Origin of the sequence: Pseudomonas sp. SWRI77, from assembly GCF_014269105.1 — a bacterium.
In the GTDB taxonomy this organism is placed as follows: Bacteria; Pseudomonadota; Gammaproteobacteria; order Pseudomonadales; family Pseudomonadaceae; genus Aquipseudomonas; species Aquipseudomonas capeferrum.
The window spans coordinates 1-26,820 of the sequence record NZ_JABWRV010000020.1; the positions used below are offsets into that span (position 1 = coordinate 1).

22 protein-coding genes and 1 pseudogene are annotated in these 26,820 nt (G+C 63.1%); 11 read left to right on the forward strand and 12 right to left on the reverse strand.

Features of this window, described 5'->3' with window-relative positions:
- Positions 1-103: 103 nt before the first annotated feature.
- Both HU766_RS18470 and HU766_RS18475 read right to left on the reverse strand, forming a co-directional pair.
- Positions 104-718 carry an NAD(P)-dependent oxidoreductase gene (locus tag HU766_RS18470; protein ID WP_033702747.1) on the reverse strand — a complete coding sequence of 205 codons (615 nt, stop codon included), beginning with the start codon at positions 716-718 and terminating at the stop codon, positions 104-106.
- Positions 719-745: 27 nt separating this feature from the next.
- On the reverse strand, positions 746-1,621 hold the full coding sequence (locus HU766_RS18475; protein WP_186659601.1) for an MBL fold metallo-hydrolase: 876 nt from the start codon (positions 1,619-1,621) through the stop codon (positions 746-748).
- A gap of 103 nt (positions 1,622-1,724) precedes the next feature.
- Here HU766_RS18475 and HU766_RS18480 point away from each other — a divergent pair, with 103 nt between their 5' ends.
- Complete coding sequence (locus HU766_RS18480; RefSeq protein ID WP_186659603.1) at positions 1,725-2,633, forward strand: LysR family transcriptional regulator; 909 nt, start codon at positions 1,725-1,727, stop codon at positions 2,631-2,633.
- A 68-nt stretch (positions 2,634-2,701) separates the two neighbouring features.
- The gene (locus HU766_RS18485; RefSeq protein ID WP_186659605.1) at positions 2,702-2,875 is read left to right on the forward strand and encodes a hypothetical protein; all 174 of its coding nucleotides are present in this window, start codon (positions 2,702-2,704) and stop codon (positions 2,873-2,875) included.
- A 19-nt stretch (positions 2,876-2,894) separates the two neighbouring features.
- Here the strand turns inward: HU766_RS18485 and HU766_RS18490 are convergent, their stop codons facing one another.
- Positions 2,895-3,764, reverse strand: a complete 870-nt coding sequence (locus tag HU766_RS18490) for an oxaloacetate decarboxylase (RefSeq protein ID WP_033702750.1) — start codon at positions 3,762-3,764, stop codon at positions 2,895-2,897.
- Between the two features lie 347 nt (positions 3,765-4,111).
- On the opposite strand from HU766_RS18490, the gene HU766_RS18495 reads away from it, so the two are divergent.
- Positions 4,112-5,563 (forward strand): MDR family MFS transporter, encoded by a 1,452-nt coding sequence (locus HU766_RS18495; RefSeq protein ID WP_186659607.1) that lies wholly within the window; start codon positions 4,112-4,114, stop codon positions 5,561-5,563.
- Positions 5,564-5,647: 84 nt separating this feature from the next.
- Here HU766_RS18495 and ttgR read toward each other — a convergent pair whose 3' ends face one another.
- On the reverse strand, positions 5,648-6,280 hold the full coding sequence (gene ttgR / locus HU766_RS18500; protein ID WP_033702752.1) for an efflux transport transcriptional regulator TtgR: 633 nt from the start codon (positions 6,278-6,280) through the stop codon (positions 5,648-5,650).
- Positions 6,281-6,534: 254 nt separating this feature from the next.
- Here ttgR and ttgA point away from each other — a divergent pair, with 254 nt between their 5' ends.
- From ttgA to HU766_RS18525, 6 genes and pseudogenes are all read left to right on the forward strand, one after another.
- Positions 6,535-7,689 (forward strand): toluene efflux RND transporter periplasmic adaptor subunit TtgA, encoded by a 1,155-nt coding sequence (gene ttgA, locus HU766_RS18505; RefSeq protein WP_033702753.1) that lies wholly within the window; start codon positions 6,535-6,537, stop codon positions 7,687-7,689.
- A gap of 3 nt (positions 7,690-7,692) precedes the next feature.
- On the forward strand, positions 7,693-10,845 hold the full coding sequence (ttgB, locus tag HU766_RS18510; protein WP_095064212.1) for a multidrug efflux RND transporter permease subunit TtgB: 3,153 nt from the start codon (positions 7,693-7,695) through the stop codon (positions 10,843-10,845).
- The gene (locus HU766_RS18515) at positions 10,842-12,296 is read left to right on the forward strand and encodes an AdeC/AdeK/OprM family multidrug efflux complex outer membrane factor (protein WP_033702755.1); all 1,455 of its coding nucleotides are present in this window, start codon (positions 10,842-10,844) and stop codon (positions 12,294-12,296) included. The genes ttgB and HU766_RS18515 overlap by 4 nt, the downstream gene beginning before the upstream one ends.
- A 256-nt stretch (positions 12,297-12,552) precedes the next feature.
- A complete protein-coding gene (locus HU766_RS18520; protein ID WP_033702756.1) occupies positions 12,553-13,806 on the forward strand; it encodes an OprD family porin in 1,254 nt (417 codons plus the stop codon).
- 92 nt (positions 13,807-13,898) lie between these two features.
- Positions 13,899-14,050: pseudogene (locus tag HU766_RS26580) on the forward strand (LysR family transcriptional regulator); the annotation flags it as partial.
- Positions 14,051-14,125: 75 nt separating this feature from the next.
- Positions 14,126-14,638: an Mpo1-like protein gene (locus HU766_RS18525; protein WP_186659609.1), complete on the forward strand. Its 513-nt coding sequence runs from the start codon at positions 14,126-14,128 to the stop codon at positions 14,636-14,638.
- 125 nt (positions 14,639-14,763) lie between these two features.
- On the opposite strand, the gene pcaC is transcribed toward HU766_RS18525, so the two are convergent.
- The 7 genes from pcaC to pcaR form a co-directional block, all read right to left on the reverse strand.
- Positions 14,764-15,156 (reverse strand): 4-carboxymuconolactone decarboxylase, encoded by a 393-nt coding sequence (gene pcaC / locus HU766_RS18530; RefSeq protein ID WP_047583944.1) that lies wholly within the window; start codon positions 15,154-15,156, stop codon positions 14,764-14,766.
- A gap of 10 nt (positions 15,157-15,166) precedes the next feature.
- The gene (pcaD, locus tag HU766_RS18535) at positions 15,167-15,958 is read right to left on the reverse strand and encodes a 3-oxoadipate enol-lactonase (protein ID WP_033702760.1); all 792 of its coding nucleotides are present in this window, start codon (positions 15,956-15,958) and stop codon (positions 15,167-15,169) included.
- An 11-nt stretch (positions 15,959-15,969) separates the two neighbouring features.
- Positions 15,970-17,334, reverse strand: coding sequence for a 3-carboxy-cis,cis-muconate cycloisomerase (locus tag HU766_RS18540; RefSeq protein WP_186659611.1), 1,365 nt, complete (start codon positions 17,332-17,334; stop codon positions 15,970-15,972).
- 9 nt (positions 17,335-17,343) lie between these two features.
- Positions 17,344-18,633 carry an MFS family transporter gene (locus tag HU766_RS18545; protein WP_033702762.1) on the reverse strand — a complete coding sequence of 430 codons (1,290 nt, stop codon included), beginning with the start codon at positions 18,631-18,633 and terminating at the stop codon, positions 17,344-17,346.
- Between the two features lie 218 nt (positions 18,634-18,851).
- On the reverse strand, positions 18,852-20,057 hold the full coding sequence (gene pcaF, locus HU766_RS18550) for a 3-oxoadipyl-CoA thiolase (RefSeq protein ID WP_177326516.1): 1,206 nt from the start codon (positions 20,055-20,057) through the stop codon (positions 18,852-18,854).
- 135 nt (positions 20,058-20,192) lie between these two features.
- Positions 20,193-21,539, reverse strand: a complete 1,347-nt coding sequence (locus HU766_RS18555) for an MFS transporter (RefSeq protein WP_033702764.1) — start codon at positions 21,537-21,539, stop codon at positions 20,193-20,195.
- A gap of 326 nt (positions 21,540-21,865) precedes the next feature.
- The gene (pcaR, locus tag HU766_RS18560; RefSeq protein ID WP_186659612.1) at positions 21,866-22,741 is read right to left on the reverse strand and encodes a pca regulon transcriptional regulator PcaR; all 876 of its coding nucleotides are present in this window, start codon (positions 22,739-22,741) and stop codon (positions 21,866-21,868) included.
- A 539-nt stretch (positions 22,742-23,280) separates the two neighbouring features.
- On the opposite strand from pcaR, the gene HU766_RS18565 reads away from it, so the two are divergent.
- Entirely contained in the window at positions 23,281-23,481 is a 201-nt protein-coding gene (locus HU766_RS18565; protein WP_033702765.1) for a hypothetical protein, read from the forward strand.
- Between the two features lie 314 nt (positions 23,482-23,795).
- Positions 23,796-25,268: an inorganic phosphate transporter gene (locus HU766_RS18570; RefSeq protein ID WP_186659615.1), complete on the forward strand. Its 1,473-nt coding sequence runs from the start codon at positions 23,796-23,798 to the stop codon at positions 25,266-25,268.
- A 52-nt stretch (positions 25,269-25,320) separates the two neighbouring features.
- On the opposite strand, the gene HU766_RS18575 is transcribed toward HU766_RS18570, so the two are convergent.
- A complete protein-coding gene (locus HU766_RS18575; RefSeq protein WP_186659618.1) occupies positions 25,321-26,796 on the reverse strand; it encodes a helicase HerA-like domain-containing protein in 1,476 nt (491 codons plus the stop codon).
- Positions 26,797-26,820: the final 24 nt, after the last annotated feature.

Here is a 26,820-nt window from a genome sequence, read left to right on the forward strand (position 1 = left end):
TCGCGGAGCGGCCCCGGGTTTTCGGGTGCCTGTAAGAACGTAGGGGCCGCTCCGCGACCCTTTCGCGACGCAAGGCCGCTCCTACACGAGGCCTTGCTGCGGCTCAGTACCCGACGGTAAACCGCGCCCGCGAATGCGCCGGCTTTTCCAGCTCATCGAGCATGGCAATCGCATAGTCGGCAAAGGTGATCCAGCTCTTGCCGTCGGCACCGATCAGCAGATGATCCTTGCCCAGCGTGTAGTGCCCGCTCCGCTCGCCCTCGACAAACTCCGCCGAAGGCGACAGGAACGTCCAGTCCAGATTCTGCTCCTGGCGCAGCACCTCGAGAAAGCGCACGCCGGCACTCGCCTCGGCTTTGTAGGCCTCGGGGAAGTCCGGGCTGTCGATCACCCTGTGCCCGGAAGGCAGCAGCAGGCTGCCGGCCCCGCCCACCACCAGCAGGCGCCTGACCCCAGCGCGCTTGACCGGCTCGATGATCGCGTGCGCGTCGATAGTTGCAAAGTGCGCAGCGCTCAACACCGCGTCCACACCGGCGACAGCCGCTTGTAGCGCCGCACTGTCCTTGACGTCCAGCGCCTTGACCGTCACCCCATCACGCCCCTGCAGCCGCGACGGGTCGCGGGCAATGGCCACGACACTGTGGCCACGGCGCAGGGCCTCTTCCAGCAACTGGCTGCCGGCTCGGCCGGTGGCACCAATGATTGCGATCTTGCTCATGGGAAACACTCCATCAATTGAACGGAATTACCACTTCATCTCGCCCTTGGCGACCTTGGCACCGAGCTCCAGCGAGCTCTCGTCAGCCAGGCCCGGGTAGCGTTTTTTCATCGCCGCGATCAACGTAGCGGCATCTTTCGCCTTGGCGGCTTCGGCATCGAACGCCTCAACATAATTGGCCGCGAAGCGCACAGCGGCGAGCGAACGGCTGCTTTGGCCCAGGTAATGGCCGGGCACAACGGTGCGCGGCGCCAGCTGCTCGATGTGCTTGAGCGTGCCCAGCCAGTCGGCATGCGACTGGGCCGACTGGGTATCGGCCATCCACACGTGGATATGCTCCGCAACCACCACGCCGCCGACGACTGCCTTGATCGACGGAATCCAGACAAAACTGCGATCAGGCTGCGGCCCGTCCAGGCCGACCACCTCGAGCGTCTGGCCTTCCAGGGTCAGGCGATCGCCCGCGAGGACCTGTGGCACGACCAGCCGAGCCGGTTTGTCCGCGCCCATTTGCGGGCCCCAGTAGGCCAGCTTTGCGTCCATGGTCTGGCGAATGTGCGCAACCGTGGGCGCCGAGGCGACCACCTTGGCGGCGGGGAACGCCTGGGTCAGCGTGTCGAGGCCGAAGTAGTAGTCCGGGTCGCCATGGCTGATGTAGATGGTGGTCAGCCGCTTGCCGCCGGCACGCAACCGCTCGACCACCTGTTCAGCCTGCGCCTTGCCGAACTGGGCGTCGACCAGGATGGCATCGTGGGCGCCGCTGACAATCACCGAACTGACCGGGAAAATGGCCTCGTGCCCAGGGTTGTAGACCTCCAGCTGCAACGGCTCGGCAGCCAGGGCCGGGCCGGTCAACGCAACACAGGCCAATAACAGGCCACGCAAGGGAGTGAATAGCGACATCGCAACGGTCCGTCTGTAGAAGAATGGTCAACAGCTTAGTTGCCAAATCCATGACAAAAAATGCGATGCTCGAACATAGTTTGTTTCTAAAATCGGGCAAATCATGGACCGTCTCAACGCCATGCGCGTTTTTGTCACTGTTGTCGACCTGGGCAGCCAGTCTGCGGCAGCGGATCACCTGCAACTGTCGCGGCCAGTGGTTTCACGCTACCTGGCAGAACTCGAGGAGTGGGTCGGGGCGCGGCTGATGCAGCGCACCACGCGCAAGCTGAGCCTGACCGCCGCTGGCCAGGAGACACTGCCCCGCTGCCGCCAACTGCTGGAACTTGCCGGCGACCTGCAGGTTGCCGTACGCCAACCGGACGACGCGCCCCGCGGCGCGCTGCGCATCAGCGTCAGTACGTCATTCGGCCAGGCGCAACTGGTGGATGCCGTGGCCGCGTATGTTCGGCGCTATCCCGGGGTGAAGGTTGAACTGCAGATGCTCGATCGCACGGTCAACCTGGTGGATGAGCGCATCGACCTGGCCATCCGCACCAGCAACGACCTGGACCCGAACCTGATCGCCCGGCGCCTGACCGTGTGCCGCTCGGTGGTGTGCGCGGCACCGGGCTACCTGCACGAACATGGGACGCCGCAGCGGGTTGAGGAACTGAGCGGGCACAATTGCCTGACCCATGCCTACTTCGGCCACAGCCTCTGGCATTTCGAGGTGCAGGGCCACGCCATTGCCGTCCCGGTCGAGGGCAACATCAGTGCCAATGAGGCCATGACGTTGCAAAAGGCGGCACTGGCCGGTGCGGGCATTGCCATGCTGCCAACCTACCAGGCTGCCGCTGCGCTGCGCACGGGCGCACTGGTGCGCCTGCTGCCCGAGGCACGGCCGCGCGAGCTCAACCTGAATGCGGTGTATACCTCGCGCAAGCACATGCCGGCGACCTTGCGCAGCATGCTGGACTTTCTCGCACAGCGATTCCGGGACGAGCCGGAATGGGACAAGCACCTGATGTAAGCCCATGGCGCCGCGAATTGGCCTACGCTTACCGGTATCACCTGGCGCGGTAACAGGAGGTGAGCACCATGGGCATCAAGACAAGAAGGTTCGCAGTGGTGATGGCGCTGTTTGCCGTTGCCGGGCTTTACGGCTCAGCCTGCTGGCGGGTCGAACTGCTCCGCGACCAACCCGGCTCGGCAGCCAATTGTCAGCACGCGCACTGCGTGCCGCAAAGCGCAACCTTGAGCGCCGTCCGTTGAGCTGACGGCGCCCTGCCGGTCACTCCTCGACGCTCATGTATTCCTTGGCCCAGCGGATGTAATCCTCGGGCTGGGTGTAGGTGTGCGAGAGTTCGGTGGCGTTGAGGTTCTCGGACCTGTTCTGCTGGCCGCGCTGCAGGCGCAGGCAGTCGTAGGTGGCCTTGATGGCAGCAAAGTACGCCGCATGGCCATCGACCACGATGCGCACGCCCAGGCGTGCCAGGCGTTCGTCATCACGCAGGTTGGGGTTGGCGTAGGTCACCAGCATCAACGGCACGGTCAGGTGCTCGGCAATCTGCTCGAGCTGCTCGAAATCCTTCACCCCCACCATGCAGATCCCGTCGGCACCGGCTTTCTGATAGCTCTGGGTGCGCACAATGATTTCTTCGGTGCTCAGCACGCCGGCGTTGGTGCGGGCGATGATCGACAGCGACGAATCGACCCGTGCTTCAAGCGCCGCGCGAATCTTGCCGACGCCTTCATCGACTGGAATCAAATCGGTGGACTTGCGCCCGAACTGGGCCGGTAGCAGCGTATCTTCGATGGTCAGTGCCGCAACGCCGGCACGCTCCAGTTCGATGACCGTGCGCATGACATTCAGCGCGTTGCCGTAGCCGTGGTCGGCATCGGCCAGCACCGGCAGTTGCGCCACACGGCCAATGCGTGTGGCCTGTTCGACGAACTCGCTGAGCGTGATCAAGGCAAAATCCGGTGCGGCCAGCACCTGCAGCGAAGCCACCGAACCACCAAGAATACCGACTTCGAAACCCAGGTCAGCGGCAATGCGCGCCGACATCGGGTCGAACACGGACGCTGTGTGGTAACAGGAACCTGAAGCGAGCAGCTCGCGGAAGGCAAAACGCAAATCTTGGTGGGAAGCCCTGGGCATGATCACTCCGCAATAACGTGAAATTGAACGGTTGCTACCAACCCCTGAATCGGGTCTACCTGACCTGTTCCAACCGTCGCCATCCGGGCGGTCATGCTCGACATGCAGGCAGAGGAATAAAAGGTATGGGATACAGCGACACGAAAACCCTGCGGCAATTAGCTGCACCAAGCTGGTGCAGGCCACGGATCACAGCCCCTGCGGTCCAGCCACGATATCACGCGGCCATGCCTCACTGGATGAATGCGCCAATGCCGATCTTGCATAGGGGATGCAGATAGTACATAGGAAGCTACCTAAGTCAGGTTACACTTCATCGGCCTCATTGCCATGCCTAAGGTAATTTCGTGACTGCCGCCCTGCCCCCGACCGTCTTGCGCAACGTGCTCACCGCTCTGATGCTGGCCATCTTCCTCGGCGCGTTGGACCAGACCATTGTCGCCGTCTCGCTGCCGGCCATTTCCGCACAATTCAACGATGTCGGCCTGCTGGCCTGGGTGATCTCCGGGTACATGGTAGCGATGACGGTGGCGGTGCCGATCTACGGCAAACTCGGTGACCTGTATGGCCGGCGGCGCATGATCCTTACCGGCATCACGCTGTTCACCCTGGCGTCGATTGCCTGCGCCCTCGCCCAGGACATGCAGCAACTGGTGCTGGCCCGCGTGCTGCAAGGGGTCGGTGCAGGGGGCATGGTGTCGGTCAGCCAGGCGATCATCGGCGACTTCGTGCCACCGCGCGAACGTGGCCGTTACCAGGGCTATTTCAGCAGCATGTACGCAGTGGCCAGCGTCGCCGGGCCGGTGCTCGGCGGCTGGCTGACCGAGTACCTGTCCTGGCGCTGGGTGTTCTGGATCAACCTGCCACTGGGAATGGTCGCGTTGTGGGCGATCCATCGGGCACTGCGCGACATGCCGGTCAAGCGCCGCGAGGCGCAGGTCGATTACCTCGGCGCCGTGTTGCTGATTGTTGGCCTGGGTAGCCTGCTGCTGGGCATTACCCTGGTCGGCCAGGGCCACGCCTGGGCAGCGCCATCCGTACTGGCGCTGTTCGCCTGCGCGGTGCTTGGCCTGGCGCTTTTCATTGGCCATGAACGGCGCTGCCCGGAGCCGCTGCTGCCCCTCGACCTGTTCGGCAACCGCGTCGCCGTGCTGTGCTGGGGGGTGATATTTTTCGCCAGTTTCCAGTCGATTTCCCTGACCATGCTCATGCCCTTGCGCTACCAGGGCATCACCGGTGCAGGTGCCGACAGCGCGGCATTGCACCTGCTGCCACTGGCCATGGGCCTGCCGATGGGGGCCTTCACCGGCGGCCGCATGACCAGCCTCACCGGGCGCTACAAACCGCAGATACTCACCGGCGCGCTGCTGATGCCGGTGGCCATCTTCGCCATGGCCATGACACCGCCGCAGTCGGCGCTGCTCAGCGCCGTGTTCATGTTGCTGACCGGCATTGCCTGCGGGCTGCAGTTTCCGACGTCGCTGGTGGGCACGCAAAGCGCGGTGGCCAGCAAGGACATTGGCGTGGCCACCAGCACCACCAACCTGTTCCGCTCGCTTGGGGGGGCCATGGGGGTGGCGTGCATGTCCAGCCTGCTGCTGGCGTTGCTGCACCAGGGTGGGTTCGAGCTGCTGGGCAACCCCTTGCTGGGCAGCCTGAAGGCAGGCGAGGCCGACCCACTGACCCAGGCAAGGTTATTGGAGACGTTCAAGCATTTGTTGATGGGCAGTGGTGTGGTTGCACTGCTGGGGTTGGTGGCGGCGCTGGCGTTGCCGGACCGGCAATTGCGCGGGCACTAATAAAGCAGGGCCGCAACGCGACCCCGCCTTTAATGCCCCGTTAATACAATGGGGCAACACTCCCTCACAATCCTTAACAAAGTGTCATTTGCGCAGCGCTGGGCTCAAGCGCAGCATATCCAGCCCGGTGTCGACCCATTTTTCGACATCACGCAGCAGGTCGAAACTGTCCGGCAGCAATAACCAGCGCCCGATCAGGCCATCGACATAGGCAAACATGGCCACCGCCGCGCGCTCGACATCCAGCTCGACAGGCAACTGGCCCCGGCGCGCGGCATTGGCAAGCGCCAGGGCAATGCCCTTGTGGCAATCCAGCACCGTGCTCTGGCGCTGCTGGCGAATTTCACACATGTCATCGGTGAACTCGCACTTGTGATGCAGAATTTCATTGATACGCCGGGTTCGGGCATCGAGCACCAGCTCGTTGAACACTTGCAGCAGCAGCTTGCGCATGCAACCCAGCGGGTCCAGTTCGTCCTCGCTTTCGCTCGCGCGTGCAAGGTGGTCATGGGCTTCATGCAGGCTGTCGAGCAGCGCTTGCACCAGTTCGGCCTTGTTGTTGAAGTGCCAGTAGATCGCACCTCGGGTCACGCCCGCCAGTTCGGCGATGTCGGCCAAGGTGGTTCGCGCAACCCCGCGCTTGTAGAAGGCCTTTTCCGCTGCCTCGATGATCTGGGCGCGGGTTTCCTGGGCTTCTTCTTTGGTTCTACGGACCATGGCAGTACAACCTCATCTGGGCCCGAGCACGCGGCGTGCTCGGGGGAACCGCCGGGGTCGCCTCTGCAGGGCGTCTCCCGAATGGGCTAATCAAGGGCTGCTGCAGTCACCAAGTACTGCGCAGCGGTATTTACAAACAACCATGAATGTAAGTATATTCCTTAGCAAGCTATTTATCCACCGGATAGCATTTTTCCGATCAGACTCTTCCATTACTCTTGAGCGTCTCCTGCTCCAGCGCCCCGAGGATCCTCATGCAATTCAAGCCAGCCGTTACCGCTCTGGTTTCCGCCGTCGCCCTGGCAACTCTGCTCAGTGGCTGCAAGAAAGAAGAAGCAGCGCCTGCCGCGCAGGCTCCTCAGGTCGGCGTCGTGACCATTCAGCCGCAAGCCTTCACCCTGACCTCGGAATTGCCGGGGCGCACCAGTGCCTACCGGGTTGCCGAAGTGCGACCACAGGTCAATGGCATCATTCTCAAGCGCCTCTTCAAGGAAGGCAGCGACGTCAAGGAAGGCCAGCAGCTGTACCAGATCGACCCTGCCGTCTACGAGGCCAACCTGGCCAATGCCCAGGCCAACCTGCAGGCCACCCGCTCGCTGGCCGAGCGCTACAAGCAGCTGATCGATGAACAGGCTGTGTCCAAGCAGGAATACGACGACGCCAATGCCAAACGATTGCAGGCAGAGGCTGCACTCAAGAGTGCCCAGATCGACCTGCGCTACACCAAAGTCCTGGCACCGATCAGCGGCCGCATCGGCCGTTCCGCGTTTACCGAAGGCGCGCTGGTGAGCAATGGTCAGACCAACGCCATGGCCACCATCCAGCAACTCGACCCGGTCTACGTCGACGTCACCCAGTCCACCGCCGAGCTGCTCAAGCTGCGCCGTGACCTGGAAAGCGGCCAGTTGCAAAAGGCCGGCGAAAACGCCGCCTCGGTGCAACTGGTGCTCGAAGACGGCAGCCTGTTCAAGCAGCAAGGCCGCCTGGAGTTCTCCGAAGTCTCGGTCGACGAGACCACAGGCTCGGTGACCCTGCGTGCGATCTTCCCGAACCCCGACCACACCCTGCTGCCAGGCATGTTCGTGCATGCCCGCCTGCGCGCCGGGGTCAACGCCAACGCCATCCTGGCCCCACAGCAGGGCGTGACCCGCGACCTCAAGGGCGCGCCAACCGCACTGGTGGTCAACCAGGAAAACAAGGTCGAACTGCGCCAGCTCAAGGCCAGCCGTACCCTGGGCAGTGACTGGCTGATCGAGGAAGGCCTGAACCCGGGCGATCGCCTGATCACCGAAGGGCTGCAATACGTGCGTCCGGGCGTCGAGGTCAAGGTCAGCGAAGCCACCAACGTCAACAAGCCGGCCAGCCCTGATCAGGCCAACGCGGCGAAAGCAGACGCCAAAGCGGAGTAAACCATGTCGAAGTTCTTTATCGATCGCCCGATCTTCGCCTGGGTGATCGCCTTGGTGATCATGCTGGTCGGGGCCCTGTCGATCCTGAAGTTGCCGATCAACCAGTACCCAAGCATCGCGCCACCGGCCATCGCCATCGCCGTGACCTACCCGGGCGCCTCGGCGCAGACGGTGCAGGACACCGTGGTGCAGGTCATCGAGCAGCAGCTCAACGGTATCGACAACCTGCGTTATGTGTCTTCGGAAAGTAACTCCGACGGCAGCATGACCATCACCGCCACCTTCGAGCAAGGCACCAACGCCGACACCGCGCAGGTTCAGGTTCAGAACAAGCTGAACCTGGCCACACCGCTGTTGCCGCAGGAAGTGCAGCAACAGGGTATCCGTGTCACCAAGGCAGTGAAGAACTTCCTGTTGGTGATCGGCCTGGTGTCCGAAGATGGCAGCATGACCAAGGACGACTTGGCCAACTACATCGTCTCGAACATGCAGGACCCGGTTTCGCGGACCGCCGGCGTGGGTGACTTCCAGGTATTCGGTGCCCAGTACGCCATGCGTATCTGGCTCGATCCGGCCAAGCTGAACAAGTTCCAGCTGACCCCGGTCGACGTGAAGACTGCGGTCGCTGCGCAGAACGTGCAGGTATCGTCCGGCCAGCTCGGCGGCTTGCCTGCCCTGCCGGGTACCCAGCTGAACGCCACCATCATCGGCAAAACCCGTCTGCAGACCGCCGAGCAGTTCGAAAAGATCCTGCTCAAGGTCAACAACGACGGTTCCCAGGTACGCCTGGGTGATGTCGCCGAGGTTGGCCTGGGCGGCGAGAACTACGCGGTCAGTGCCCAGTTCAACGGCAAACCGGCTTCGGGCCTGGCGGTCAAGCTGGCCACCGGCGCCAACGCCCTGGACACTGCCAAGGCGCTGCGCCAGACCATCAGCGACCTCGAGCCGTTCTTCCCGCCGGGCGTGAAGGCCGTGTTCCCGTATGACACCACGCCAGTGGTCACCGAATCGATCAGTGGGGTGATCCACACCCTGATCGAAGCCGTGGTCCTGGTGTTCCTGGTGATGTACCTGTTCCTGCAGAACTTCCGCGCTACCATCATCACCACCATGACCGTACCGGTGGTGTTGCTGGGTACCTTCGGCATCCTTGCCGCTGCGGGCTTCAGCATCAACACCCTGACCATGTTCGCCATGGTCCTGGCCATCGGCTTGCTGGTGGACGACGCCATCGTCGTGGTGGAGAACGTCGAGCGGGTGATGTCCGAGGAGGGTTTGCCACCCAAGGAAGCCACCAAGCGTTCCATGGAGCAGATCCAGGGTGCATTGGTGGGTATCGCCCTGGTGCTGTCGGCGGTATTGCTGCCCATGGCCTTCTTCGGCGGCTCTACCGGTGTGATCTACCGCCAGTTCTCCATCACCATCGTCTCGGCCATGGGCCTGTCGGTGCTGGTGGCACTGATCTTCACCCCGGCACTGTGCGCAACCATGCTCAAGCCGCTGAAGAAGGGCGAGCACCACACCGCCAAAGGTGGTTTCTTCGGCTGGTTCAACCGCAACTTCGACCGCAGCGTAAACGGCTACGAGCGCAGCGTGGGCACCATCCTGCGCAACAAGGTGCCCTTCCTGCTGGGCTACGCACTGATCGTGGTTGGCATGATCTGGCTGTTCACCCGCATCCCGACGGCGTTCCTGCCTGAAGAAGACCAAGGCGTGTTGTTTGCCCAGGTGCAGACCCCGGCAGGCTCCAGTGCCGAACGCACCCAAGTGGTGGTCGACCAGATGCGCGAGTACCTGCTCAAGGACGAAGCCGATACCGTTTCGTCGGTGTTCACCGTCAACGGCTTCAACTTTGCCGGCCGCGGCCAAAGCTCGGGCATGGCGTTCATCATGCTCAAGCCGTGGGGCGAGCGCTCCCAGGAGAACAGTGTGTTCGCCCTGGCCCAGCGTGCGCAGCAGCACTTCTTCACCTTCCGCGATGCGATGGTGTTCGCCTTCGCCCCGCCTGCGGTACTCGAACTGGGTAACGCCACCGGCTTCGACGTGTTCCTCCAGGACCGCGGCGGTGTCGGCCATGCAAAACTCATGGAAGCACGCAACCAGTTCCTGGCCAAGGCTGCACAGAGCAAGATACTCAGTGCCGTGCGCCCTAACGGCCTGAACGATGAACCGCAGTACCAGCTGACCATTGATGACGAACGTGCCAGCGCCCTGGGCGTGACCATCGCCGACATCAACAACACCCTGTCGATTGCCTTGGGTGCCAGCTACGTCAACGACTTCATCGACCGTGGCCGGGTCAAGAAGGTGTACATCCAGGGTGAACCCAATGCCCGGATGAGCCCGGAAGACCTGCAGAAGTGGTACGTACGCAACGGTAAGGGCGAGATGGTGCCGTTCTCTTCCTTCGCCAAGGGCGAATGGACCTACGGCTCGCCGAAGCTGTCCCGTTACAACGGCGTCGAGGCGATGGAAATCCTTGGTGCGCCAGCGCCGGGCTACAGTACCGGTGAGGCCATGGCTGAAGTGGAACGCATCGCTGGCGAGCTGCCGGACGGTATCGGCTTCTCCTGGACGGGCATGTCCTACGAGGAAAAACTCTCCGGCTCGCAGATGCCGGCACTGTTCGCCCTCTCGATTCTGTTCGTGTTCCTGTGCCTGGCAGCGCTGTACGAAAGCTGGTCGATCCCGATCGCGGTCGTGCTGGTGGTACCGCTGGGTATCATCGGTGCCCTGATCGCCGCCAGCCTGCGCGGTTTGTCCAACGACGTGTACTTCCTGGTCGGCCTGTTGACCACCATCGGCCTGGCGGCGAAGAACGCGATCCTGATCGTCGAGTTCGCCAAAGAGCTGCACGAGCAGGGCCGCAGCCTGTACGACGCTGCGATCGAGGCGTGCCGCATGCGTCTGCGCCCGATCATCATGACCTCGCTGGCGTTCATCCTCGGCGTGGTACCGTTGACCATCGCCAGCGGCGCAGGCGCCGGCAGCCAGCATGCGATCGGCACCGGCGTGATCGGCGGCATGATCAGTGCGACCGTGTTGGCAATCTTCTGGGTACCGCTATTCTTCGTCGCAGTGTCGTCGATGTTCGGCAGCAAAGAGCCGAAAAAAGACGACACCCCTGAAACTCCACGTTATGAGGCTGGGCAATGACCAAGTCTTTGTTGTCCCTGGCGGTAACCGCTTTCATTCTTGGCGGTTGCTCGCTGATCCCTGATTACCAGACCCCGGAAGCGCCGGTGGCAGCGCAGTGGCCGCAAGGCCCTGCGTATTCGCCGACCCAATCGGCAGACGTTGCCGCCGCCGAACAGGGCTGGCGCCAGTTCTTCCACGACCCGGCGCTGCAGCAGCTGATTCAGACCTCGCTGGTGAACAACCGCGACCTGCGTGTCGCGGCGCTGAACATCGACGCCTACCGCGCGCAGTACCGCATCCAGCGGGCCGACCTGTTCCCGGCGGTTTCGGCCACTGGCAGCGGCAGCCGCCAGCGGGTACCGGCAGACATGTCGCAGACCGGCCAAGCCGGTATCACCAGCCAGTACTCGGCCACTCTCGGCGTCAGTGCCTATGAGCTGGACCTGTTCGGCCGTGTGCGCAGCCTGAGCGAGCAAGCGCTGGAAACCTACCTGTCCAGTGAACAGGCACGGCGCTCCACGCAGATCGCCCTGGTGGCCAGCGTGGCCAACGCCTACTACACCTGGCAGGCGGATCAGGCGCTGTTCAAGCTGACCGAAGACACCCTGAAGACCTACCAAGAAAGCTACAACCTGACCCGTCGCAGCAATGAAGTCGGTGTCGCCTCGGCGCTCGACCTCAGCCAGGCACGCACCGCCGTGGAAGGCGCGCGGGTCAAGTACTCGCAGTACCAGCGCCTGGTTGCCCAGGACCTCAACAGCCTGACTGTGCTGCTGGGTACCGGCGTACCGGCCAACCTGCCCCAGCCGCTGGAGCTGAACGCCGACCAGCTGGCCGAAGTACCGGCCGGCCTGCCGTCGGACATCCTTCAGCGTCGCCCGGACATCCAGGAAGCCGAGCACCTGCTCAAGGCCGCCAACGCCAACATCGGCGCGGCCCGTGCAGCGTTCTTCCCGAGCATCAGCCTGACCGCCAACGCCGGCACCTTGAGTACCGACATGGACGGCCTGTTCAAAGGCGGTTCGGGCACCTGGTTGTTCCAGCCGCAGATCAACCTGCCGATCTTCAACGCCGGCAGCTTGAAGGCCAGCCTGGACTACTCGAAGATCCAGAAGGACATCAACGTCGCCAAGTACGAGAAGACCATCCAGACCGCCTTCCAGGAAGTCTCCGATGGCCTGGCGGCGCGCAAGACCTTCGAAGAGCAGTTGCAGGCCCAGCGTGACCTGGTGCAGGCGAACCAGGACTACTACCGCCTGGCCGAGCGTCGCTACCGTATCGGTATCGACAGCAACCTGACCTTCCTCGACGCCCAACGTAACCTGTTCAGCGCCCAGCAGGCACTGATCGGTGATCGCCTGTCGCAGCTGACCAGTGAGGTCAACCTGTACAAGGCGCTCGGCGGCGGCTGGTACGAGCAGACCGGGCAGGCCAATCAGCAGGCTTCGGTGGCAACACCGAAAGGCTGAATGCCCTGGTAGCAACATCAAGCCCACCCTCGCGGTGGGCTTTTTGTTGTCGCTTGCTTGGGCAGGCAAACAATTAACCACCTGGAACATTCCGTTCGATTATCGCCCCATACCGTCTGCGACGAATTGCCTCGCCCCTTCCCTTCCCCGCACCATCCGCTCACGCAACGTTGCCCACGTTCATCAAAGACCCGCACCTGCAGGCCGCATCCTGCAGCGCAACGGCTCGCCCATAAAAACAAGAGATCCACGACAGATGAGCACTTCGCATACCGCACGCCAGCTGCTGCCCGGCCTGTTGGCCATGTCCTGCACCCTCCCCGCGTTTGCTGCGGACGGCGGCTTCATGGAAGACGCCAAGGCCACCCTCAACCTGCGCAACTTCTACATCAACCGCAACTTCGTCGACCCAGCCCACCCCCAGAGCAAGGCCGAGGAATGGACCCAGAGCTTCATCCTCGATGCCCGCTCCGGCTTCACCCAGGGCACTGTGGGTTTCGGCGTGGATGTGTTGGGCATGTACTCGGTCAAGCTCGATGGCGGCAGAGGCACCACCAATACCCACCTGTTGCCGGTGCACGATGACGGCCGCCCCGCAGACGATTTCGGCCGCCTGGGCGTGGCCCTGAAAGCCAAGCTCTCGCAGACCGAACTGAAGGTCGGCGAATGGATGCCAGTGCTGCCGATCCTGCGTTCGGACGATGGCCGCTCGCTGCCACAGACCTTCCGCGGCGGCCAGCTCACCTCCAAGGAAATCGACGGCCTGACCCTGTATGCCGGCCAGTTCCGCGGCAACAGCCCGCGCAACGACGCCAGCATGGAAGACATGTCGCTCAATGGCCGTGCAGCCTTCACCTCGGACCGCTTCAACTTCGGCGGTGGTGAATACACCTTCAACGACAAGCGCACGATGATTGGCCTGTGGGATGCCCAGCTCAAGGACATCTACCGCCAGCAGTACCTCAACCTGGTACACAGCCAGCCACTGGGCGACTGGACCCTGGGCGCCAACCTCGGCTACTTCATCGGCAAGGAAGACGGCGCCGAGCGCGCCGGGGAACTGGATAACCGCACCGCCTCAGCACTGCTTTCGGCACGCTACCAGGGCCATACCTTCTACGTCGGCCTGCAAAAGGTCAGTGGCGATGACGCCTGGCTGCGGGTCAACGGCACCAGCGGCGGCACCTTGGCCAACGACAGCTACAACGCCAGCTTCGACAATGCCAAGGAGCGTTCCTGGCAGGTGCGCCATGACTTCAACTTCGCCACCGTCGGGGTACCGGGGCTGACCTTGATGAACCGCTATATCAAGGGTGACAACGTGACGGCGGGTGGCGTCGACGATGGCAAGGAATGGGCACGTGAGACCGAACTGGCCTACGTGGTGCAGTCGGGGTCGTTCAAGGACCTGTCGGTGAAATGGCGCAACTCCACCATGCGCCGAGATTTCAGCACCAATGCCTTCGATGAGAACCGGCTGATAGTGAGTTACCCGTTGAATCTGCTGTGATCTGGCCACCCTCGTCGCGGTCAAACCCGTGACGAGGGTTTAAATAACCCAAAAGAATAACTAACGAAACAAACCATTCTTGAAGGCATCGCGGGCGCAGCGACTTCACCCCACACCTGCAGACCGAGCACCTGGCGGGGGCCCGGTCAGCCGCAGCGGCTATCGCTTGTCGCCGGCGACGCGGGCCATGATCGAGACGCTGGTGGGGCTGGATGCGCCCCTGCGCAGTGCCGCCATTCGCTGAACTGATGAAGATGGTGCCTGCGGGCTATCCTGAGCTATATGGGGGCCTGTACCGGCCAACCAGGGAGGCACAACAATGAAAAACCTCGTCGAACACCTGAGCCAATACGCCAACTACCACCGCGACCCACGCAACATCGCCACTCATTTCGTCGGCATCCCACTGATCGTGCTGGCCGTGTCCATCCTGCTGTCGCGCCCAGGCTGGGACGTTGCCGGTATCTGGCTATCCCCTGCCCTGCTGGCGGCGGCGGCTTCGGTGTGGTTCTACCTGCGCCTGGACCTGCGCTTCGGGCTGGTCATGGGGCTGCTGCTGGGTCTGTGCCTGTGGCTTGGCCAGGTACTGGCGGTACAAAGCACCGGGCTGTGGCTCGGTGCGGGGCTGGGGGCGTTCGTGGTGGGCTGGATCATCCAGTTCGTCGGCCACTATTACGAAGGCCGCAAGCCGGCGTTCGTCGACGATATCAGCGGGCTGATCATCGGGCCCCTGTTCGTGGTGGCGGAAGCGGCATTCATGCTGGGGTTGTGCCCAGCGCTCAAGCAAGCCGTGGAGGCCAATGCCGGCCCAGTGGCCCTGCGGTCGTCGTAGGAGCGGCCTTGCGTCGCGAAAGGGGCGCGCAGCGGCCCCTCGATTTCAGCGTCACCGCACATATCCGGGGCCGCTACGCAGCCCTTTCGCGACGCAAGGCCGCTCCTACCAAGAGCCCACGGGGCTTAAGAGCGCGACTCGACGCCCAGCTCATCCCACACCGATTCCGCCAGGTGGAAGGTGGCATTGGCCGCCGGGATGCCGCAGTAGATCGCGCTCTGCATCAGCACTTCCTTGATCTCGTCACGGGTCACGCCGTTGTTGGCAGCGGCCCGCAGGTGCAGCTTGAGCTCGTCGTTGCGGTTCATGCCGATCAGCATGGCGATGGTGATCAGGCTGCGGGTGTGACGCGGCAGGCCGGGGCGAGTCCAGATATCACCCCAGGCATGGCGGGTGATCATCTCCTGGAACTCGCCATTGAAGTCGTTGAGCTTCTCCAGGCTGCGGTCCACGTGCGCATCGCCAAGCACCGCGCGGCGCACCTGCATGCCTGCGTCGTAGCGTTGTTTCTCATCCATGGCGTTATCCTCAGTGGGCCAGCAGGAAGTCGAGCACTCGGCGGCTGAAGCGCTCGCCAATCTCGACGTTGGACAGGTGCGCAGCCGGGAAGTCGACATAGTCGGCGCCCTGGATGGCAGCCTGCATGAAGCGGCCATGCTCAGGGGTGGTCACCACGTCTTCGGTACCGGCAACGATCAAGGTCGGCACCTGGATACGCTGCACGTGCTCGCGGTAGTCGGCGTCGCGCACCGCAGCGCAGTTGGCTGCATAGCCCTCAGGCGTGGTCTGCGCCAGCATCTGGCAGATACGCTGGGCCTGCTCGGGCTGCGTCTGGGCGAAGCCTGGGGTAAACCAGCGCGCAATGGAGGCATCGCGCAGGGCAACCATGGCCTGCTGGCCGCCCTTGAGCACGGTGTCGATGCGCGGGTTCCAGACCTCGTCACTGCCGATCTTGGCCGCGGTGTTGCACAGGGTAAGGCTGTGCAGGCGCTCGCCTGCGTTGATCCCCAGCCACTGGCCGATCAGGCCGCCCATCGACAGCCCGACGAAGTGCGCTTTCTGGATGTCCAGGCCATCGAGCAGGGCAAGCACATCGCGGCCCAATTGCTCAATGCTGTAAGGGCCTGCGGTGACCAGCGAGGCACCATGGCCGCGGGTGTCATAACGCAACACGCGCAAGTGCTCGCTCCACAGCGGAATCTGCGTGTCCCACATACCCAGGTCGGTACCCAAGGAATTGGACAACACCAGCACCGGAGCATCCGCCGGGCCATCGATTTGATAGTTCAGTACGCCATCGGCCAGTTGCAAATGCGCCACAGCAGTCTCCTTCAGGCAGTGAAACGTTGATGTTCAGCCACGGCGCGCGCCACCCAGACGCGGGCCTGGCCGAGGTAATGGGCAGGGTCGAGCAAACGATCGAGTTCTTCCGCCGACAGTTCGGCGCTGACGTGCGGCTCGTCACCAAGCACCGCGCGCAGGTGGCGCTGCTCGGCGACGGCACGCTGGCAGCACTGCTCGAGCAGATGGTGGGCGCGGTCACGGCCCAGGCGCTGGGCCAGGACGATGCTGACGGCTTCGGCCAGCACCAGGCCCTGGGTCAGGTCGAGGTTGCGGCGCATGCGCTCGGCGTCCACCTGCATGCCTTCGGCGATCACCTGGGCCTGGCGCAGGGCGCCGGACACCAGGCAGCAGATATCCGGCAGGGTTTCCCATTCGGCATGCCACAGGCCGAGGCTGCGTTCATGTTCTTGAGGCATGGCGGCAAACAGCGTCGACACCAGGCCAGGCACACGGGTGGCGGCACCGATCAGCACGGCGGCGCCCACCGGGTTGCGCTTGTGCGGCATGGTCGACGAGCCACCTTTGCCCGGCGCGGAAGGCTCGAACACCTCGCCCGCCTCGGTCTGCATCAGCAGGCTGATATCGCGGCCGAATTTGCCCAGGCTGCCGGCGATCAGGCCCAACACCGAGGCAAATTCCACCAGGCGGTCGCGCTGGGTGTGCCAAGGCTGCTCAGGCAAGTGCAGCTTGAGCTGCTCGGCCAAGCCCTCGGCTACCGGCATGGCCTTGCTGCCCAATGCCGCCAAGCTGCCCGAAGCACCGCCAAACTGCAGGCACAGCAGGCGCGGGCGCAGTTCCTGCAGGCGTTGGCGATGGCGGGTCAGCGCGCCCAGCACACTGGCCAGCTTCATGCCCAGGGTGACCGGCGTGGCGTGCTGCAGCCAGGTGCGCCCCACCAGGGGCGTATCGGCATGCTGCAAGGCCTGGCGCGACAGGCTCTCGGCCAGTTGGCCAAGGTCCGCTTCGATGAGGTCGAGGGCATCGCGCAGCTGCAGTACCAGCCCGGTGTCCATGGCGTCCTGGCTGGTGGCGCCCAGGTGCACATAGCGCTCGGCCTCGGGTACGCCGCTGGCGATCACCTTGCCCAGCGCCTTCACCAGTGGGATGGCCGAGTTGCCAGCGCTGGCGATGGCATCAGCCAGGGCGCGGGTGTCGTAGCGCTCGGCCTTGCAGGCGGCCTCGATGGCCGCCACCGCGCTGTGCGGCACCAGCCCGGCGGCAGCTTCGGCGCGGGCCAGGGCAGCCTCGAAATCGAGCATGCCCTGCAGGCGGCCGCGGTCGGAGAAGATCTCGCGCATGGCCGGCGCGGTGAAGTAGGCATCGAACAGCTGGTTGTCCGCACGGTACGTCATTGCAGGTCCTTAATCGTCATGGTGCAGGTACGCGGCCTGCTTCGGCAGGCGCAGGCTGAACAGGAAGGCTATCGCCATCATGCCCGTCACGTACCAGTAAAAGGTGTTTTCCATGCCCAGCGTCTTCAGGCCCAGCGCCACGTATTCGGCAGAACCCCCGAACATCGCGTTGGCCACTGCATAGGCCAGGCCGACACCCAGCGCGCGCACCTGCGGCGGGAACATCTCCGCTTTTACCAGGCCGCTGATCGAGGTGTAGAAACTGACGATACACAAGGCCAGGCTGATCAGCACGAAGGCCAGGAACGGGCTGGTCACGGTCTTCAGCGCCATCAGCAGGGGCACGGTGAACAGCGTGCCCAAGGCGCCGAACAGCAGCATGGAATTACGCCGGCCAATCCGGTCGGACAACATGCCGAAGAACGGCTGCAGGATCATGAACAGGAACAGCGCGCCGGTCATCACGTAGCTGGCGTTCTTGGCGTTCATGCCGGCCGTATTGACCAGGTACTTCTGCATGTAGGTGGTGAAGGTGTAGAAAATCAGCGACCCGCCCGCGGTGTAACCCAGCACGGTGATGAACGCTGCGGTGTGGTTGCGGAACAGCCCGCTGATCGAACCGGCATCTTTGTCATTGCGGGTTTCGGCATTGCTGGTTTCGTGCAGCGAGCGGCGCAGCATCAGCGAGATCAGTGCGGCCACGGCGCCGACCACGAACGGAATGCGCCAGCCCCAGGCACGCAACTCGTCCTCTGTCAGCAGTTGCTGCAGGATCACCACCACCAGCACGGCCAGCAACTGGCCGCCGATCAAGGTCACGTACTGGAACGAGGCGAAGAAGCCGCGCTGGCCGCGCAGCGCCACTTCGCTCATGTAAGTGGCGGTGGTGCCGTACTCGCCACCCACCGAAAGGCCCTGGATCAGGCGGGCGAGCAACAGCAGCGCGGGTGCCCAGGTACCAATGCTGGCGTAGGTGGGCAGGCAGGCGATCATCAAGGACCCGGCGCACATCATCAGCACCGAGATCATCAGCGAGTTCTTGCGGCCATGGCGGTCGGCCAGGCGGCCGAAGATCCAGCCACCAATGGGGCGCATCAGGAAGCCCGCGGCAAACACGCCGGCGGTGTTGAGCAACTGTACGGTGGGGTCGTCGGAGGGGAAGAAGGCTGGGGCGAAGTAGATCGCGCAGAAGGCGTAGACGTAGAAGTCGAACCATTCCACCAGGTTGCCCGAAGAGGCACCGACGATAGCGAAGATGCGCTTGCTGCGCTCTTCGCCGGTGTAATAGGTTGAGGTCATGGTGGTTTTACTCCTGGAGGGTCCTAGGTAAGTCTAGACATACCTAGTAACACACTCGTTCCGCTCGCAGGCTGGCAATTGGCCTTGTGTCTTACAGTACCGGCCTCTTCGCGGGGCAAATCGAATCGCTGCACCGCCGCTCCCACAGAGAATGCGTGGTCCGCCGTGGGGGCAGCGGTGCGGCGATCCGACTTGCCCCACGAAGAGGCCGGTAGTGGTCAAACTCGTTCGATAGCCAGCGCCAAACCTTGGCCCACGCCCACGCACATGGTGGCCAGGCCTTTACGTCCGCCACTCTTCTCCAACTGATGCAGCGCCGTCAGCACCAACCGCGCACCGCTCATGCCCAGCGGGTGGCCGAGGGCAATCGCGCCGCCATTAGGGTTCACCTGCGGCGCATCGTCCGCCACACCCAGCTCGCGCAGCACCGCCAGGCCCTGGCTGGCAAACGCCTCGTTGAGCTCGATCACATCGAAATCAGCCACCGCCACGCCCAGGCGCTCGGTCAGCTTGCGCACCGCCGGTACCGGGCCGATGCCCATCACCCGTGGCGCCACACCGGCGCTGGCCATGCCCAGTACCCGGGCGCGTGGGGTCAGGCCATGTTTTTTTACCGCCTCGGCCGAGGCCAGAATCAACGCCGCCGCGCCATCGTTGACGCCCGACGCGTTGCCAGCGGTGACCGTCTTGTCCGGGCCATTGACCGGTTTGAGCTTGGTCAAGGCTTCAAGGGTGGTTTCCGGGCGAAGGTGCTCGTCGCGCTCGACCACGGTCTCGCCCTTCTTGTGGGCAATGCGCACCGGCACGATCTCTTCGGCAAAGAACCCAGCTGCCTGGGCCGCTGCGGCCTTCTGCTGGCTGCGCACGGCAAAGGCATCCTGGTCAGCGCGGGAGACCTGGTAATCGTCGGCAACGTTGTCGGCAGTTTCCGGCATCGAGTCCACGCCATACTGGCTTTTCATCAACGGGTTGATGAAGCGCCAGCCAATGGTGGTGTCCTCAAGCTTCATGTTGCGCGAGTAACCGCTCTCGGCCTTGCCCATGACGAAGGGGGCACGCGACATCGACTCGACACCACCGGCGATGGCCAGCTCCATTTCGCCACTGGCGATGGCGCGGAACGCCGTGCCGATGGCATCCATGCCCGATGCGCACAGGCGGTTGAGGGTCACGCCTGGGATGCTCTCGGGCAGGCCTGCCAACAGCAGCGCCATGCGCGCCACGTTGCGGTTATCTTCGCCGGCCTGGTTGGCGCAACCAAAGAACACTTCGTCGACCTGGTCCCACTGCACCGACGGGTTGCGCTCGATCAGCGCCTTCAGCGGCACAGCCGCCAGGTCATCGGCGCGCACGCCGGCCAGGGCGCCGCCGAAGCGCCCGATCGGGGTGCGGATGGCATCACAGATAAATACGTCACGCATGATTTTGGAGACTCCTGGTCAGGGTGCATCAGTGAGTTCAGATTAAGGAGGCTGACAGGTCGGTGACAATCCGATAATCGACTATCCGTGCGATTATCGAACTATTTGTCACCCTGACCCTCCACTTTCCAGCGCTGCTCAGGTCGCGTCCGCGTGGCTGACCATCCCTTTCACAATCACCCCCACCGTTGCCAATGCAGCCGGCACCAGCAATGCTGTCAGCACCTGCTCGAAGTTCCAGCCCAGGCCCAGCAGCGTCGCCCCACTCCAGGCGCCGAGAATTGCGCCAAAGCGGCCGATGCCCAGCATCCACGAGACGCCCGTGGCACGCCCTTGGGTCGGGTAAAAGCGTGCTGCCAACGACGGCATCGCCGACTGGGCGCCGTTGACGCACATGCCTGCGATCAGCACCAAGGTGGCGAGCAAGGTGATGTTGCCCAGGCTCTGCCCAACGGCGTAGGCGAATACCCCGGCCAGCAGGTAGAAAATGCCAATGACCTTGTGCGGGTTGAAGCGGTCCATGGCCCAGCCCACGCCCACCGCACTCAGCACGCCACCGAACTGGAACAACGCGCCGATGAAGGCCGCCTCTTCCATGCTGGCACCACTGTCACGCATCAGCGTCGGCAGCCAACTGGTCAGCAGGTAGACAATCACCAAGCCCATGAAATAGGTCAGCCACAACAGCATGGTGCCCAGCCCGTAGGTACCGGAGAAGATCACCGCAAACACGCTGCGCGCAGCCACCGCCTTCTGCTCCGGCACGCTGAAGCTGGCCGCCTGGGCCACTACCTGCGGCGCAATCGGCGCCAGGGTCTTGCGCACCTTGTCCGTGCCACGGTTACGCACCACCAGGAACCGCGCCGACTCCGGCAGCCAGACCATCAGCACCACCGCCAGCAGCAGCGGCAGCACGCCACCGATCACCAGCAGGCTGTGCCAACCGTAGGCCGGGATCATCTTCGCGGAAATGAAGCCACCACCGGCCATGCCCAGGTTGAAACCACAGAACATGCTGGTCACCAGCAGCGACTTGAGGCGCTCAGGGGTGTACTCGGAAAGCAGCGTGGTGGCATTGGGCATGCCCGCGCCCAGCCCGAGCCCGGTCAAGAAGCGCAGGATCAGCAACTGGTCGACATTGGTCGCGTAGGCCGAGGCCAGGCTGAAGCCGCCGAACACCAGCACTGCGCCAACCAGCACGCCCTTGCGCCCGAAACGGTCGGCCAGCGGCCCAGAGCCCAAGGCACCGAACACCATGCCGATCAACGCGGCACTCATGACCGGGCCGAGGCTGGCGCGGTCGATACCCCACTCCTGCGACAGGGCCGGGGCGATGAAGCCCATGGCGGCGGTGTCCAGGCCATCGAGGAAGACAATCAGAAAGCACAGCAACACCACCCGCCATTGATAGCGGGACAGCGGCTGATCGTTGATGAACGACTGAACGTCGAGGCAACTGCCGACGTTGGTGTGTGGTTGGTTCATTGTTGTTATCCAGAATTAGGGCACAGCCATGCCACTGCACTCAGGGCGCAAGTACAGGGTTGGGTAATAGGATGATGGTGGCCTGCTTCAGCCTGGATACAACAGTACTGCGTGCGGGTGCGGCCGCAGCAGCGATGGGACAGCAGTCATGGTGTGTGCCTCTCGAGTTTTTCTTGTTCGGTCGGCACAGCCGACCGTTGCGAGAGACATTAATCAGCAGACGGGGCGGACGCAATTCGCTGGGAGCGACATTGTGCGTTTATCGAACAGGAAACGGCGGGCGTGTTCGATAATGGGGCATGCAGGGGGTGCCCCCCCTGCGCGCGTCAACCAAACAACTGGTGGCAAAGATCCCGACTGGCCGCCAACAGGATCGGCAAGAAGCGCTGTTCCAGCTCGCTACGCGTTACCCGCCCGACATGGGTACTGACATTCAATGCTGCCAGCACCTGCCCCGACGCGTCATAGATCGGCACGGCAATGGAGCGTAGCCCTTGTTCCAGCTCCTGGTCCACCACGCACCAGCCCTGGGCACGCACTTGCTGGATGCAGGCAAACAATGATTCGGCATCATTCAAAGTGCGGCTGGTGCGCGCCTTGAGATCAGCCCGGTCCAGGTACTCGCGCAGGCTGGTGTCATCCATCGCCGCCAGCAGGATACGCCCCATCGATGTGCAATACGCCGGCAATCGCCCGCCTACCGACAGGTCGACCGAGATCAGCCGCTCCACGGTTGCCGAGCGGGCTATATAAAGGATGTCGTCGCCTTCAAGAGTGGCCATGTTGGCCGCCTCGTGCAGTTGGTCACTGATACGGTCCAGGTACGGCTGGGCGGAAATCGCCAAGGGCGTCGACGAAAGGTACGCATGGCCCAATGTCAGCACCTTGGGCAACAGCGAATAGGTGCGCCCGTCGGTCGTCGCATACCCCAGCTTCATCAGCGTGTGCAGGCAGCGGCGTACCGCCGCCCGAGGAATCTCGGTGCGGTGGCTGATCTGGGCGATGGTCAGGTGGCGCTTGCGCTCCTGGAACGCCTGAATCACCGCCAGCCCCCGGGCGAGCGAGGTCATGAAGTCCGGGTCGCCGGTAAACGCCTGAATACGCTTGGCCGGCGATGCCACGATCGGCGGCGCCAGCGCCGGGGCGGCAGGGCGTGCCGACTCTGGGTTGGCAGATTCGTTGGCCGGTGTTTCGTCGCTCATCGCTCACCTCAAAAAAATCGCTGGTTCGTGCGATTATCGAACGAACGGCCGATAATCGCAATTGACCGCTGACACTTTTGCTTATACCTTTCTCCTGCCACTTGTGGCTTCTTTGGAGAGACTGGTCAGGTACCCACCGTAGAAGTCCCAGGCAACGGCCTCGCCCTGTGCGAGGCCGTTTTTACTTCCCCTCCTCGCGTGTGCGTGGCAACGAAACTTTTGCCCTTGCCGCCCTTCAAAGTTATACGCACGCCGTCAGACATTGCCGAATGAAACCGACAACTTCGACCGGCATTGTCAGGCCCGCATAAATACCCCTGTTCGAAGAAGGGTCGGTTGCTATAATCAATTTGGTTGAATGCCCGATGCTGGGGTAATGGAACACACCGCTATAATCAGCACTTCGCTTCAACCCATGTGTGTGTGTGCAGGCCCTGTATGGCATCCCCGCAGCTTTTCCATGTGCTGTCTTTGTATGCACAGGGGCACGCTGTACAGCAAACAACAACAGTCTTAACTCAACTTACTCAGGTACTACTGTGACGAAAGATGAACTGCGCGCAGAGCTCGAGCGCCAGGCTGAACGTTACAAGGATGTTTACGGTGGTGAAGTCACCACGTACGCCGCTCAACCGGACCCGGAGCGCAAACCGTGGCGCAAGCGTGCCAGCGTGCGCGACCAGGCGTTCAACCAGGAGCTGGAAAAAATGGAAAAGGACCTGCGCAGCGACAAGCCCTGAGCGCCAGGTTCACGCTATCCGCGTCGTCGCCCGGCAAGCCCGGGCGCGGTCGATCTTTACCCAGAGGTCGTAGATGAAATGGAATTACACAAATTTCATACGACCGTTTGAATGAATGCCACGCCGTACGTTTTCCAGATATTTACCGATTTTAGTGACATTTCTCGTTTTTTATCGGACATTTCCTTGCCAGATAGCGCGGTATTGCGCTTGCTGATCGCACCTGGATGCCTGCCATCGATCTGTCGCAGGTGCATCGATTGCCAAGGTTTTCTGGCATAATCGCGCCCCCCTATGACCGCCAGACAACCTTCATGATCGATTTATTCAGCGGACTGGATGCCTGGGTGTTGGTGAGCCTGCTGCTCGCCTTGACCTTCGTACTCGCCTTCGAGTTCATCAATGGCTTTCATGACACCGCCAACGCGGTAGCTACCGTCATCTATACCAAAGCCATGCCGCCGCACCTCGCCGTGTTCTTCTCCGGCGTGTTCAACTTCCTCGGCGTTCTGCTCGGTGGTGTCGGGGTGGCCTATGCCATCGTTCACCTGTTGCCGGTAGAGCTGCTGATCAATGTGAACACCGGACACGGCCTGGCCATGGTCTTCTCGCTGCTGGCTGCGGCCATCACCTGGAACCTGGGCACTTGGTACTTCGGTATCCCTGCGTCCAGCTCGCACACCCTGATCGGTTCGATCCTCGGTGTTGGCCTGGCCAATGCCCTGATCAACGACATCCCGCTGGGCGATGGCGTCAACTGGCAGAAGGCGATCGACATCGCCATGTCGCTGGTGGTCTCGCCCATGGCCGGCTTTGCCGTCGCGGCGCTGGTGCTGCTCGGCCTGAAATGGTGGCGCCCGCTGTCGAAGATGCACAAGACGCCCGAACAGCGTCGCAAGCTCGACGACAAGAAGCACCCTCCTTTCTGGAACCGCCTGGTACTGGTGATTTCGGCCATGGGCGTGAGCTTCGTGCACGGCTCCAACGATGGTCAGAAAGGTATCGGCCTGATCATGTTGGTGCTGATCGGTATCGTACCGGCCAAGTTCGTACTCGACCTGAACAGCACCACTTATCAGATCGAGCGCACCCGCGACGCCACCTTGCACATGAGCCAGTTCTACCAGCGCAACGCCGCCACCCTGGGTGAGTTCCTGGCACTGGGCAAGGCCAAGTCGACCGACCTGCCAGAGCAGTTCAGCTGCAACCCGCAGCAGACCGAGCCGACCATCGCGGCCCTGCAGGCTTCGCTCAAGGGCGTGACCGACTACCACACCCTGGAAGCCGACAAGCGCGTTGAAGTGCGCCGCTACCTGCTCTGCCTGGATGACACGGCGAAAAAGGTCGGCAAGCTGCCAGGCCTGGATGCCCGTGAAAAGGCCGACCTGGAGAAGCTGCGCAAAGACCTCACCGCCACCACAGAATACGCACCGTTCTGGGTGATCGTGGCCGTTGCCCTGGCCCTGGGCCTGGGCACCATGGTCGGCTGGAAACGCGTGGTACTGACGGTTGGCGAGAAAATCGGCAAGCAGGGCATGACCTATGCCCAGGGCATGTCGGCGCAGATCACCGCAGCCTGCGCCATCGGCATGGCCAACGTGTTCAGCCTGCCGGTATCGACCACCCATGTGTTGTCATCCGGCGTCGCCGGCACCATGGTCGCCAACAAGAGCGGCCTGCAAGGCGGCACCGTGAAGACCATCCTGCTGGCCTGGGTATTGACCCTGCCAGCCTCGATGGGCTTGGCAGCTGGCCTGTTCTGGCTGGCGTCCAAGGCGATCGGCTGAGCGGTACCGCTGTAGAAAAAGGCGCCTTCGGGCGCCTTTTTCATGCGCCCCACTAGCGCTTCTTGCCACCCAGCAACGACCCCATCAACCCGCGCACCAACTGCCGCCCCAACTGATTGGCCGCTTGGCGCACCGCAGACTTGATCGCCTGCCCTGCCGCACTCTGCAAGAAGTCACCGGCCTTGTCGGCAAAGCTCTCCTCATCGGCCTTAGGTACGGGCGCAGGCTCCACAGGCTCGCCTTTGCGCTGGGTGAGCATTTCGTAGGCCGACTCACGGTCAACCGGCTTGTCATAGCGCCCAACCAGCGGCGACGAAGCAATCAATGCACTGCGCTCAGCGGCACTCAGTGGCCCGATGCGCGATTGCGGCGGTGCGATCAGCACCCGCTGCACCATCGCGGGCGTGCCCTTATCCTCCAGCGTACCCACCAAGGCCTCACCGATACCCAGCTCGGTCAGCACCGCCAGGCTGTCGAACGCGGGGTTGGGGCGAAAGCCATCGGCCACGGCCCGCAGCGACTTCTGCTCTTTGGCGGTGAATGCACGCAACCCATGCTGGATACGCAGGCCCAACTGGGCCAGCACCGCATCGGGCAGGTCGCCCGGCGACTGAGTGACGAAGTAGACGCCCACGCCCTTGGAGCGAATCAGCCTGACCACCTGCTCCAGGCGGTCCTGCAACGCCTTGGGCGTGCCATTGAACAACAAGTGCGCTTCATCGAAGAACAGCGCCAATACCGGCTTGTCGGCATCGCCACGCTCGGGCAACTGTTCGAACAACTCCGCCAACAGCCACAGCAGGAAGGTGGCATACACCTTCGGTGCCTCATGCACCAGCCGGCTGGCATCGAGCAAGTGGATACGCCCACGGCCGTCGCTGCCAGGGCGCAACAAGTCTTCGAGCTGCAACGCAGGCTCACCGAACAGCGCCTCGGCGCCTTGCTGTTCCAGGGTCGCCAGGCGACGCAGCAAGGCCTGGGTGGACGCGCTGGTCATCAACGCGCTGTCTTCACCCAGCATCTGCGGGTTGTCCTTCAGGTGCGCAAGCAGCGCCTTGAGGTCCTTGAGGTCGAGCAACAGCAAGCCTTCTCGGTCCGCCACCTTGAACGCTGCATACAAGGCCGCCTGCTGGCTGTCGGTCAGCTCAAGCAGGTTGCCCAGCAGCAGCGGCCCCATTTCGCTGAGGGTGGTGCGCAACGGGTGGCCGGACTGCCCGGCGATATCCCACAAGCTCACCGGGTAAGCCTGCGGTGCATGCCCCAACCACGGCATGCCGGCAATGCGCTCGGCCACCTTGCCCTGCGGCGCGCCCGCGGCGCCCAGGCCACACAGGTCGCCTTTGACGTCGGCCGCGAACACCGCCACGCCGGCATCACTGAACACTTCGGCAAGGTGCTGCAAGGTGACGGTCTTGCCGGTGCCGGTGGCCCCAGCGACCAGGCCATGGCGGTTGGCGAGGCGCATGGCTTGATGGACAGGCTGGCCATCAAGGCCCGCTCCTACAACAATTTGCGAAGGATCTGACATCTTCTTTCATCCTCTTCTCAAGCT

Coding starts and splice junctions, on each gene's coding strand:
- HU766_RS18525 (WP_186659609.1), top strand. CDS start 14,126: ATGAAAAACCTCGTCGAACACCTGAGCCAATACGCCAACTACCACCGC.
- ttgB (WP_095064212.1), top strand. CDS start 7,693: ATGTCGAAGTTCTTTATCGATCGCCCGATCTTCGCCTGGGTGATCGCC.
- HU766_RS18490 (WP_033702750.1), bottom strand. CDS start 3,764: ATGCCCAGGGCTTCCCACCAAGATTTGCGTTTTGCCTTCCGCGAGCTG.
- pcaC (WP_047583944.1), bottom strand. CDS start 15,156: ATGGATGAGAAACAACGCTACGACGCAGGCATGCAGGTGCGCCGCGCG.
- HU766_RS18515 (WP_033702755.1), top strand. CDS start 10,842: ATGACCAAGTCTTTGTTGTCCCTGGCGGTAACCGCTTTCATTCTTGGC.
- HU766_RS18485 (WP_186659605.1), top strand. CDS start 2,702: ATGGGCATCAAGACAAGAAGGTTCGCAGTGGTGATGGCGCTGTTTGCC.
- HU766_RS18540 (WP_186659611.1), bottom strand. CDS start 17,334: ATGACGTACCGTGCGGACAACCAGCTGTTCGATGCCTACTTCACCGCG.
- HU766_RS18480 (WP_186659603.1), top strand. CDS start 1,725: ATGGACCGTCTCAACGCCATGCGCGTTTTTGTCACTGTTGTCGACCTG.
- ttgA (WP_033702753.1), top strand. CDS start 6,535: ATGCAATTCAAGCCAGCCGTTACCGCTCTGGTTTCCGCCGTCGCCCTG.
- HU766_RS18475 (WP_186659601.1), bottom strand. CDS start 1,621: ATGTCGCTATTCACTCCCTTGCGTGGCCTGTTATTGGCCTGTGTTGCG.
- HU766_RS18570 (WP_186659615.1), top strand. CDS start 23,796: ATGATCGATTTATTCAGCGGACTGGATGCCTGGGTGTTGGTGAGCCTG.
- HU766_RS18470 (WP_033702747.1), bottom strand. CDS start 718: ATGAGCAAGATCGCAATCATTGGTGCCACCGGCCGAGCCGGCAGCCAG.
- pcaR (WP_186659612.1), bottom strand. CDS start 22,741: ATGAGCGACGAAACACCGGCCAACGAATCTGCCAACCCAGAGTCGGCA.
- HU766_RS18520 (WP_033702756.1), top strand. CDS start 12,553: ATGAGCACTTCGCATACCGCACGCCAGCTGCTGCCCGGCCTGTTGGCC.
- HU766_RS18575 (WP_186659618.1), bottom strand. CDS start 26,796: ATGTCAGATCCTTCGCAAATTGTTGTAGGAGCGGGCCTTGATGGCCAG.
- HU766_RS18545 (WP_033702762.1), bottom strand. CDS start 18,633: ATGACCTCAACCTATTACACCGGCGAAGAGCGCAGCAAGCGCATCTTC.
- ttgR (WP_033702752.1), bottom strand. CDS start 6,280: ATGGTCCGTAGAACCAAAGAAGAAGCCCAGGAAACCCGCGCCCAGATC.
- HU766_RS18555 (WP_033702764.1), bottom strand. CDS start 21,539: ATGAACCAACCACACACCAACGTCGGCAGTTGCCTCGACGTTCAGTCG.